The organism is Phocaeicola sp., from assembly GCF_048170425.1.
In the GTDB taxonomy this organism is placed as follows: Bacteria; Bacteroidota; Bacteroidia; order Bacteroidales; family Bacteroidaceae; genus Phocaeicola.
The window spans coordinates 1-6,293 of the sequence record NZ_DBEXBB010000341.1 but is presented as its reverse complement, the minus strand read 5'-3'; the positions used below and the strand labels follow the sequence as shown (position 1 = coordinate 6,293).

Here is a 6,293-nt window from a genome sequence, read left to right as displayed (position 1 = left end):
ACCTCGCGATGGACACCCTTGCTATTGGCTGTATGATTCCCGCTATTAGGGCTCATTGGGGACTTGCACCCATTAGCTAATACTCATGCCGAGCATACACAACAGAGGCCATCTCAAATTTATTTTGAGACAGCCTCTTTTCTTTTATACTCTATCCCGATTCTATCAGAAGATTACCCCCAGACGGAAACCGGCATGATTCTGCCCCTCAATGTCGCAAGTCAATGTCTGCGTCTTGTTGGTAGCATAACTGTAGTAGCCGGCTACATGGAATCCCCATTTCTTTCCTGTCGGATGAATTTTCAGACCGATTTCCGGAGAAACATAGAATCCCCAGGATTCGTCGTACACTCCTCCGCTACCAAAGTAAGTGGTATTACGAGCAAACATGGCACCTACCTTCACTCCAATGTAAGGCCTTACATAACGGTTGGTAGAAAGATTATATGCCCCCATCACACCAAACGGTACTTGAAATGCCGAACGCTGCTGATCAGTAGTCAGTGACTCTGTAGGCGACAATGACAATGTCTGACGTGCCACATACTTATGATTGGTATGGAAAGAAGCAAAGACTCCAGCTTCCCAACGGGGCGTAAACTGATAGCCCAACTCAAAATTCATTCCCCATCCGCTCAACTTATCTGCAAAATCAGTGGAAAAAGGCGCATTCATCTGCCAGTCCACTTTCAAAATAGTCTTGCTGATATCGTATTGCGAAAATCCTTTTACAGCCACTCCCAGACACATAAAGGCCAGCAGTGCCATCTTTTTCAATACATTTATCTTCATTTCAAATTCCTCCTCTAATTAATTAACCGATTTGATATAAGGTGACTGCTCAAAAGCCTGTACCACTGAATTCTGCAACATCATCTGATTAAACTGTCCGCTGTACTGGAATCCTGATGCGCTGGCATACCACACCACCGGAAGGTTTTTCTGTGTGCCGTCCTCATCGGCAGTCAGGTCAACCATCTCCATCACCAAAGTATTGGTATTATAAGAATAGGATACAGGATACGGATAATACCATCCGGACCAAGGCCCCCAGAAACCATAATCCCACCAGCCACCCCAATAGCCACCGGTAATGACCTGAGTTGTCTGAGCCACGTAGGAAAGCTGCAAGCCCACATTAGCTTCTTCCTTCTTTTCCGGATCAAGGATACGGGTGTATCCGCGCGCATCCATTTCTGCAGCTACCTTATTAATAATAGCCTTTGCATTCTCATCCTTCCAGTAAGTAGCACGATACCCGCCAGCCTCCAAAATACTGTCAGGCAAGAAATAGGTTTTATAACTACCAAAGTCGGCATCCTTATCATAATCGGTATAGACCACCAGATCCGCGTCCAGCTGATTCATGTCAGGGTCTTTCTCACATGCCGACAACCCCAACAACAGACACGCAAAAAACAACATTTTTCTCATAACTCATCTTGTTTTATCAAATTGAACGTCCTTTAAAGACTGAGCTCTTGAAAGCTGGAAGTATCACCCCATTCAGGGTCAGACGATTGGAATTAAAGTTTGGAGTAATAGTGACTGTAGCATTATTCGTTCCTTTCGGCATACTGATGTCCAAACGCGCCGAAATGCCAGTTCCCATCACATTCATAGACAAATAGAGCGTGCCTTTTTTATCAGTCTTTACTTCGTAAGAAGAAACCTTCCCATCTACCGTCACACCTCCCAGCCCATTAGGACCTGCCGCCGGAATATTGAAAGCCACCTGTACCACAGCATCTTCTCCATTCACAGAAACAAAGTTGGTATTCGATGTTACATAGGCCGTCTGCCCATACTTGAACACTACCTGATCGGCTTCGAGGGTAAACTTCCTCGCATTAACCGCTTCCATAGCTTCTGCATGATGAATACTGTCTATTTTCTCCTGAAGAGCCTTCTTTTCTTCTTTAGTCAACTCTATTTCCTGAGCCTGAGTATGTCCGACAATCAAGGCCAGTACACATATCAGAATTGATACCTTTTTTTTCATAAATCTGTGTCTTTTTAATTGATTACATATTATAAACAACAAACTCCCCATTTTGCTGCATAAATCCTATTTAAAAAAGTATAATGTATCCACCCTTTCAAATAAAATTGTTACCTTTAGAATATGTAAAGAAAAACCCATTTTTTACCTTAAAAATCCATACCATGACACACATCAGTGAAATAACCTTATTAATCGCCGTCATAGCACTAGCCCTATGGCCGGTTGTATTGTTTATCTTGCGCTTCTTGCGCGAACGTCAGAAACGGTTGGAACACATTGAAAGAATGACGAAAGACGAGCTGGATGAAGTCACGACAAAAGACCTCGTCATCAGTGTATTGAAAAAAATAGGCTGCCAACCCAAAGTGAATGAAGAGAATCATATTACCTTCAAATATCAGGGTGACGATTTTTATATTGCAGCGGAAGAAGAAAACCGGTTTATCATGATCTGGAATCCGTGGTGGGGTTCCATCAATGCCGATAACGAAGCACTTCCTTTCCTGAAAGAAATCATCAATCTGGCAAATGTGAATTCACTGGTCACCACCGTCTATATGGTGGACGAGGATGAAAAGACCATCGGACTACACTCCCGTTGCCACACATTCTTCTCTCCAAACGAAGGAGAACTGGAAGAACACCTGAAAATGCTGCTGGACTATTTCTTTGACATGCACAATGTGATAAAAGACAACATGAACCAGTTAGGCCAGGCAGCTATCAACGAGGAAGAGAAAAAAGAACGCGTAAAAGTAAAAGGTTTCTCCGCCTATAAGGAAAACACCATGCCTATTGAGGCGAAGAAGGAGGAAGAGAAGAAGGAGTAGGCTCTTCGTCATGCTTCCTCATACTAAACTCACAGCCGCAATACTGCTGGTTATAGAAATTATATTCTTTGATAATGGCTATACGGCGTTCACTCAAGCCCCCCTTGCGCCAGTTCTGTTCCCACCAGGTTACGTCGGGATAAGCAGCTACAGCCCAATGCCCTGCTTCATTAATCTGCTCCAGACTTTTCCAGCGAGAGGAAGCTAACGTAGTCGTGATGACTGAGAAACCGTGCTCATGTGCATAACAGGCTGTATCGACCAGACGCATTTTGAAGCATTTCAGGCAACGCCCCCCTCGCTCCGGTTCGTTTTCAAGTCCGGCCACCGTGCAACGCCAGGATGCATGGTCATAATCTGCATCCACAATATCCAAGCCCAACGACTGGGCATAGCGGGTACACTCGTCCTTACGGATATTGTATTCCTCCAACGGGTAGATATTCGGATTACAATAATAGATAGTAGGACGTATGCCATGATTCAACAGGCATTCAATAATGGCCGATGAACACGGTGCGCAACAAGTGTGCAACAAGACTTTGTCGGCTCCACCCGGTACTTCCAATTCAAATTTCTTTTTTTTCATCCTTTCACTCACCTTTATTCACACGAATCTGATACTCCCTCCACATAAGAAGCAAACAAGGGTTGCAACAGTTCCGGTATCTCTATCCCCTGCTCGCGTATCTCCTTCAGACAATTATGTGCTTCCTTTGTCAGAGAGAAATACATCTGTCTCTTGTCTTTCTCACCTAAGGTACGCACTAACAGATTCCGCTCCTCTACCGCACGAATCACTTTGGAGGCATGCGAGGGAGTCAACCCCGTACGCTCTACAATCGTACTGGCCGCTACCCGTTCCTTACCAATGGCACATAACACCATGGCTTCGTTCAGCGATACTCCATGCGACTGCATCAAGCAGGATTCAAGTTCAGAGAGAGCCCGAAAGAGCTCTCTCATCACACAGATACATTTTATCTTTTCCATACTTAAATAAACAGATTTACATTGGCTTCCTCGGCACGGTCCATATAGGTTGCTACCCCGCCGATAGTCACGTTGTCCAGCAGCTCTTCCTTTTTCACTCCCATCACGTCCATCGACATCTGGCAGGCAATGAATTCTACTCCATTCTCAATGGCCTGCTGGCGAAGCGATTCCAACGAATCAATTCCCTTACGGTTCATGATGTAACGCATCATCTTCGTGCCCATACCTCCCATGTTCATCTTTGAAAGCTTGAGCTTCCGGGAGCTGGAAGGCAACATCATGCCGAACATTTTTCCAAAAATGTCTTTCTGTACCGACGGCTTCCGTTCCTTCTTGATGGCATTCAGTCCCCAGAAGGTAAAGAAGATGGTCACTTTCTTGCCCGTAGCCGCCGCACCGTTAGCCAGCACAAAGGTAGCCAAAGTTTTGTCAAGGTCATCACTGAAAAGGATGAAAGTTTTTCCCTTCTCTCCCGAATCCTGACGGGAAGCCTCTATGGCACAAGGAGTAGCTTTCTCTACTACGACCTTATAGATTCCTCTTTCCGACTTTGAGGAAAGGAAACGGTTTCCGGTAGTGCGGCACCATGCCTCTGCATCTCTCGGGAATCCGGCATCTGTAGCATGAATTTCCATCTGCTCACCGGCTTTCAGTTCCTCCATTCCTTTTTTCAAACGCAAGATAGGACCAGGACACTGTATGCCACAGGCATCTACCACATGTACCTTTTTGTAGTCCGAATTTCCCTCTGCCGTTTCACACGAGCAGGTCACGGCACATGTTTCTTCCGGCTGGCAAACCGGAGTAACCGCCGCATTATAAGTCTTGATACCTCCTATCAGGTTGCGCACATCCTTATAACCGTTTTCTTTCAGAATGTTAGAAGCCAAATAACCACGCAACCCGACTCCACAATACAAGAAGACTGGTTTGTCCGATGGAATTTCCTTCATCCGTGAACGCATCTCATCCAAAGGTACGTTCACCGCTCCAGGAATGTGCCCCAGTTCATACTCGTCTTTTGTCCGCACGTCTACCAAGGTCACCTTAGTCAAATCGGTCTGCTGCAACTCTCTCCAGTAAAGAGGAGTCATCTTGCCGTTCAAAATATTGCCAGCCACATAGCCCGACACAGCTACCGGATCTTTAGCGGAAGAGAAAGGAGGTGCGTATGCATGCTCCAGCTGCATCAAATCATATACGGTTCCTTTCTGCTTGATGACCAATGCATATTCATCAATGCGCTTATCCACTCCATTGTATCCCACAATCTGTGCCCCATACAAACGGCCGTCTTCGGGAGAGAAAGTAATCTTGATGTCCATCTGTAAGGAACCAGGATAATATCCGGCATGCGAACCGGAGTGAATGGTTGCCGACAGATAAGGTATGCCAAAAGCTTTCAGACGCTTGGCCGGAAGTCCCGTAGAAGCCACCGTCAAATCAAACACTTTCGCGATGGCTGTCCCGATAGAGCCTTCATATTTCACCCGGTTACCCAATGTCATGTTGTCGGCTACGATACGTGCCTGACGGTTGGCCGGCCCAGCCAGGAAGTTCAACCACGGCTTACCGGTAATCGGATGCGGATATTCAATGGCATCCCCTACGGCATACACCGACTCATCGGAGGTCTGCAGGTATTCATTCACATAAATACCCTTCATTTCTCCCAATTTCAATCCAGCTTCTACGGCCAAACGAGTTTCGGCCCGTACACCGATGGAAAGAATCACCAGCTGGGCTTCTGCCTGCAAACCCGACTGGAACTTGACTTTCAGTCCGGAATCGGTCTTCTCAAAGGCTTCCACTGCCTGCTTCAGATACAGTTTGACACCCTTCTGCTGCAGATGACCGTGCACCAGCGCTGCCATAGAGAAATCAATCGGTCCCATCACTTGATCTGCCATCTCTACTACAGCCACCTCAATACTGGCATGATGAAGGTTCTCAGCCATTTCCAATCCGATAAAACCACCTCCTACAATCACCGCTTTCTTTATCTCATGGCTCTGCATATAAGCTTTGATGCGGTCTGTATCTGCCACATTTCTCAGGGTAAAAATTCCTTCATTATCGATTCCTGGCAGAGGAGGACGCACAGGCGATGCCCCCGGTGAAAGCAGCAATTTATCGTATGTTTCAGTATATTCCTTTCCGTCCGAAGTACGTACCTTCACTTCTTTGCGGGCTGTATCAATTGCCATCACCTCCGAACGCACCCGCACATCGATACGGAAACGAGTAGAGAATGCTTCCGGAGTCTGTACAAACAAACGGTCGCGCTCCTGAATTACCCCGCCTATATAATAGGGTAAACCACAATTGGCATAAGAGATATATTCTCCACGCTCAAACAGAATGATTTCAGCCTTTTCCGTGTTTCTCCGAATACGGGCAGCCGCAGTGGCTCCACCTGCTACCCCACCTACAATTACATACTTCATAACTATTTATTTTCT

At 46.1% G+C, this 6,293-nt stretch carries 7 protein-coding genes; 1 reads left to right on the top strand and 6 read right to left on the bottom strand.

Features of this window, described 5'->3' with window-relative positions; translation table 11 throughout:
• Positions 1-165: 165 nt before the first annotated feature.
• Genes ACMJ0U_RS12920 through ACMJ0U_RS12910 form a run of 3 tightly spaced genes read right to left on the bottom strand, consistent with a single transcriptional unit; the run spans position 166 to position 2,002 of the window.
• Positions 166-792 (bottom strand): outer membrane beta-barrel protein, encoded by a 627-nt coding sequence (locus ACMJ0U_RS12920; RefSeq protein ID WP_417130272.1) that lies wholly within the window; start codon positions 790-792, stop codon positions 166-168.
• Between the two features lie 18 nt (positions 793-810).
• Positions 811-1,434: a DUF4136 domain-containing protein gene (locus tag ACMJ0U_RS12915; RefSeq protein WP_417130271.1), complete on the bottom strand. Its 624-nt coding sequence runs from the start codon at positions 1,432-1,434 to the stop codon at positions 811-813.
• Positions 1,435-1,450: 16 nt separating this feature from the next.
• On the bottom strand, positions 1,451-2,002 hold the full coding sequence (locus tag ACMJ0U_RS12910; protein WP_417130270.1) for a DUF4251 domain-containing protein: 552 nt from the start codon (positions 2,000-2,002) through the stop codon (positions 1,451-1,453).
• A 173-nt stretch (positions 2,003-2,175) separates the two neighbouring features.
• On the opposite strand from ACMJ0U_RS12910, the gene ACMJ0U_RS12905 reads away from it, so the two are divergent.
• Positions 2,176-2,835: a hypothetical protein gene (locus tag ACMJ0U_RS12905; protein WP_417130273.1), complete on the top strand. Its 660-nt coding sequence runs from the start codon at positions 2,176-2,178 to the stop codon at positions 2,833-2,835.
• On the opposite strand, the gene ACMJ0U_RS12900 is transcribed toward ACMJ0U_RS12905, so the two are convergent.
• The 3 genes from ACMJ0U_RS12900 to ACMJ0U_RS12890 are packed head-to-tail and all read right to left on the bottom strand — an operon-like array spanning position 2,798 to position 6,278.
• Positions 2,798-3,424: an epoxyqueuosine reductase QueH gene (locus tag ACMJ0U_RS12900; RefSeq protein WP_417130269.1), complete on the bottom strand. Its 627-nt coding sequence runs from the start codon at positions 3,422-3,424 to the stop codon at positions 2,798-2,800. The genes ACMJ0U_RS12905 and ACMJ0U_RS12900 overlap by 38 nt on opposite strands.
• A 14-nt stretch (positions 3,425-3,438) precedes the next feature.
• A complete protein-coding gene (locus ACMJ0U_RS12895; protein WP_417130268.1) occupies positions 3,439-3,828 on the bottom strand; it encodes a MarR family winged helix-turn-helix transcriptional regulator in 390 nt (129 codons plus the stop codon).
• Positions 3,829-3,830: 2 nt separating this feature from the next.
• Positions 3,831-6,278, bottom strand: coding sequence for an FAD-dependent oxidoreductase (locus ACMJ0U_RS12890; RefSeq protein WP_417130267.1), 2,448 nt, complete (start codon positions 6,276-6,278; stop codon positions 3,831-3,833).
• Between the last annotated feature and the right edge of the window lie 15 nt (positions 6,279-6,293).

What these genes read in the sequence shown, in the direction of transcription:
- ACMJ0U_RS12920 (WP_417130272.1), bottom strand. Translation starts at nt 792, where the DNA reads ATGAAGATAAATGTATTGAAAAAGATGGCACTGCTGGCCTTTATGTGT.
- ACMJ0U_RS12915 (WP_417130271.1), bottom strand. Translation starts at nt 1,434, where the DNA reads ATGAGAAAAATGTTGTTTTTTGCGTGTCTGTTGTTGGGGTTGTCGGCA.
- ACMJ0U_RS12910 (WP_417130270.1), bottom strand. Translation starts at nt 2,002, where the DNA reads ATGAAAAAAAAGGTATCAATTCTGATATGTGTACTGGCCTTGATTGTC.
- ACMJ0U_RS12900 (WP_417130269.1), bottom strand. Translation starts at nt 3,424, where the DNA reads ATGAAAAAAAAGAAATTTGAATTGGAAGTACCGGGTGGAGCCGACAAA.
- ACMJ0U_RS12895 (WP_417130268.1), bottom strand. Translation starts at nt 3,828, where the DNA reads ATGGAAAAGATAAAATGTATCTGTGTGATGAGAGAGCTCTTTCGGGCT.
- ACMJ0U_RS12890 (WP_417130267.1), bottom strand. Translation starts at nt 6,278, where the DNA reads ATGAAGTATGTAATTGTAGGTGGGGTAGCAGGTGGAGCCACTGCGGCT.